At 72.9% G+C, this 3,058-nt stretch carries 4 protein-coding genes; 1 reads left to right on the top strand and 3 read right to left on the bottom strand.

Features of this window, described 5'->3' with window-relative positions; all coding sequences use genetic code 11:
- A partial coding sequence (locus tag ABZ281_RS07390) for a CynX/NimT family MFS transporter (protein WP_356653037.1) occupies positions 1-1,219 on the bottom strand: 1,219 nt, incomplete at its 3' end.
- A gap of 70 nt (positions 1,220-1,289) precedes the next feature.
- Between ABZ281_RS07390 and ABZ281_RS07395 the strand changes: the two genes are divergently transcribed.
- Positions 1,290-1,982: an FCD domain-containing protein gene (locus ABZ281_RS07395; protein ID WP_356653039.1), complete on the top strand. Its 693-nt coding sequence runs from the start codon at positions 1,290-1,292 to the stop codon at positions 1,980-1,982.
- Here the strand turns inward: ABZ281_RS07395 and ABZ281_RS07400 are convergent.
- Entirely contained in the window at positions 1,960-2,310 is a 351-nt protein-coding gene (locus ABZ281_RS07400) for a hypothetical protein (RefSeq protein ID WP_356653041.1), read from the bottom strand. The genes ABZ281_RS07395 and ABZ281_RS07400 overlap by 23 nt on opposite strands.
- Before the next feature lie 161 nt (positions 2,311-2,471).
- Positions 2,472-3,058, bottom strand: a 587-nt coding sequence (locus ABZ281_RS07405) for an SDR family oxidoreductase (protein ID WP_356653043.1), incomplete at its 5' end; no start/stop codon positions are given.

Genomic DNA, 3,058 nt, shown 5'->3' on the forward strand with positions numbered 1-3,058 from the left:
GCTGGTAGAGGACGCCCACCAGGAGAGGTCCGGGGATGGAGATGAGGTAGCCGGTGCTCTGCGCGAACGCCGACAGCCGGGCCACGCCCGGGCCGGTCCTGGCCCGCATGCCGACCATGGTCAGGGCGAGCGGGAAGGCGCAGTTGGCGATGCCCAGCAGCACGGCCCAGGCCCAGGCGCCGGCGGCGGGTGCGAGGTACAGCCCGGCGTAGCCGGCGAGGCCGCAGACGCCCAGGGCGAGCACGATCGGGCCCTGGTGGGGCAGCCGGGTGGCCAGGCGGGGTATGACGAAGGCCAGGGGCACGCCCATCACCATGGTGACCGCCAGCAGCAGGCCCGCGGTGCCGGCGGGGACACCGGCGTCCCGGAAGATCTGCGCCATCCAGCCCATCGTGATGTAGGCGGCGGTGGCCTGGAGCCCGAAGAAGACGGCCAGGGCCCAGGCGGTACGGCTGCGGGCCATGCGCAGCCGGGGCGCCTCCACGCGCGCGTGCTGCGTCGAGGCCGGGCCCTGACTCGCTGTCTCCGCGGCCTGCTCCCCCGCCCCTGGCGGCGTGACGCGCCCCCGCACGAAGGGCAGCCACGGTAGGACGGCTGCCACGGCGAGCCCCGCCCACAGGGCCAGGCCCGTCTGCCAGTTGCCGCCGAGGGTGTCGGTCAGCGGGACCGTCACCGCGGCCGCGAGGGCCGTGCCGAGGGCGAGGGCCATGGAGTACAGGCCGGTCATGGATCCCACGCGGTCGGGGAACCAGTGCTTGACGATGACCGGCATCAGGACGTTGCTGACCGCGATGCCCATGAGGGCCAGGGCGCTGCCTGCCAGGAAGCCGGCCGTGCCGCCCGCGTACGGCCGTATCAGCAGGCCGGTGGCGATGGCGGCCATGCCGGCGCACACCACGGCGCCGGCCCCGAAGCGGCGGGCGAGCCGCGGGGCCATGACGCCGAAGACGGCGAAGCACAGCGGCGGCACGGAGGTGAGCAGCCCGGCCACGCTGCCGCTCATGCCCAGCCCGTCGCGGACCTCCTCCAGGAGGGCGCCGAGGCTGGTGATGGCGGGCCGGAGGTTCAGCGCGGACAGCACGATGCCGAGGACGAGCAGTCGCATCGTCCACGCGCGTGTGGACGCGCCGCCCGTCTTCCCGGCGTCGTGCGCGGCCGAGCTGCGTACGGTCGGGGGCGTCATGGTCCGGGTTTCCTCACTAGGCATGAGACCCATCATAGAATCATGGGATGATTGACTGTCCACTCCCCGGCTGCCCCAGGGCGCCCCGGTCGTGCGAAGGTGTGCCATGCCCCTGAGCCATCCCCGCCGCTCGGCCCTGTCCGAGCAGGTCATCGCCGCGCTGCGGGCCCAGATCACCTCGGGCGAGTGGCCGGTGGGCTCCCGGATTCCCACCGAGCCGGAACTGGTCGAGCAGCTGGGCGTCGCCCGCAACACGGTCCGTGAGGCCGTCCGTGCCCTGTCGCACAACGGTCTGCTGGACATCCGCCAGGGTTCCGGCACGTACGTCGTGGCGACGAGCGAGCTGGCGGGCGTGATGCAGCGGCGGTTCGCCGAGGCCGACCCCCGGCACATCGCCGAGCTGCGCTCCACACTGGAGTCGGCCGCCGCCCGGCTGGCCGCCGAGCGGCGCACGGAGAAGGACCTCAAGCAGCTCGACGCGCTGCTGCTGCGGCGTGAGGAGGCCTGGGAGTCGGGCGACAAGGAGGCCTTTGTGACCGCGGACGCGACGTTCCACCTGGCCGTGGTGTCCGCGTCCCGCAACGACGTGATGACGGCCATGTACGCGGACCTGGGCGAGGTGCTGCGGGACTGGCTGCGCGAGGACGTCGGCGAGAAGCTGACGCCGGAGACGTACATGGACCACGGGCGGCTGCTGGAGGCGATCCGCGCGGGCGAGGCGGACACGGCGGCGGCGGAGGCGGCCCGCTACCCGTTCCTGTGCCGGCCGGGCGGGATCAGCTCTCCCGCCGGTGACTGATCCACACGTCGCCGACCTCTTTCCAGCACCGCCCCGTCAGCCGCACGGTCTGCGCGGGCCCGGCCTCGACCGGTGAGCTGTCGGTGTCGATGTCCCACCAGCGGACGCACTCGACGTGCAGGCTCACCCGGTCGGGCTCCGGGTAAGGGTTGTGGCAGTACACGGTCACCCTGGACCCGGTCACGCGGATCCGGCACGCGGCACCGAAGGGGTCCGCCGACTCGTGGTCGTCGGCGGGCACGCGCGCGTGGGGCACCGCCTCGTACGCCAGGGTCAGCACGAGCGCGGCTGCGACGGACAGTGAGGCCATGCGGCGGGACAAGCGCACAAGGGGACCTCCTCTGCCGTGCTGGGGAGGGGCTCGGGTGGTGAACGCGTACTCCAGAGTGCCCAGTTGTGGGCCTGTCCCGCCCGGTCGGCTGCGCCGGACGGGTGACGCCCCGCTCCCCGCGCGCTGCGGGGAACGGGGCGTCGGTGACGCGGGGGAGATCAGGCGCCGATGGCGTGCAGACCGCCGTCCACGTGGATGATCTCGCCGGTGGTCTTCGGGAACCAGTCGCTCAGCAGCGCCACGACGCCGCGGCCGGCGGGCTCGGGGTCCTTCAGGTCCCACTCCAGCGGGGAGCGGTCGTCCCACACGGAGGCCAGCTCGCTGAAGCCCGGGATGGACTTGGCGGCCATGGAGCCGAGCGGACCGGCCGAGACCAGGTTGCAGCGGATGTTCTGCTTGCCCAGGTCACGGGCCATGTAGCGGCTGGTGGCCTCCAGGGCGGCCTTGGCCGGGCCCATCCAGTCGTACTGCGGCCAGGCGAACTGCGCGTCGAACGTCAGACCGACGACGGAGCCGCCGTTCTGCATCAGCGGCAGGCAGGCCATCGTGAGCGACTTCAGGGAGTACGCCGAGACGTGCATGGCCGTGGCGACCGACTCGAACGGCGTGTTGAGGAAGTTGCCGCCGAGGGCGTCCTGCGGGGCGAAGCCGATGGAGTGCACACCGCCTGGCGGCCCGGCCTGCCGATCGACCACACGCCCGCGCACTACACGCCGTACGTCACCGGAACGGGCGACGACTGAAG

This window comes from Streptomyces sp. NPDC006265 (genome assembly GCF_040613555.1).
Classification (GTDB): domain Bacteria; phylum Actinomycetota; class Actinomycetes; order Streptomycetales; family Streptomycetaceae; genus Streptomyces.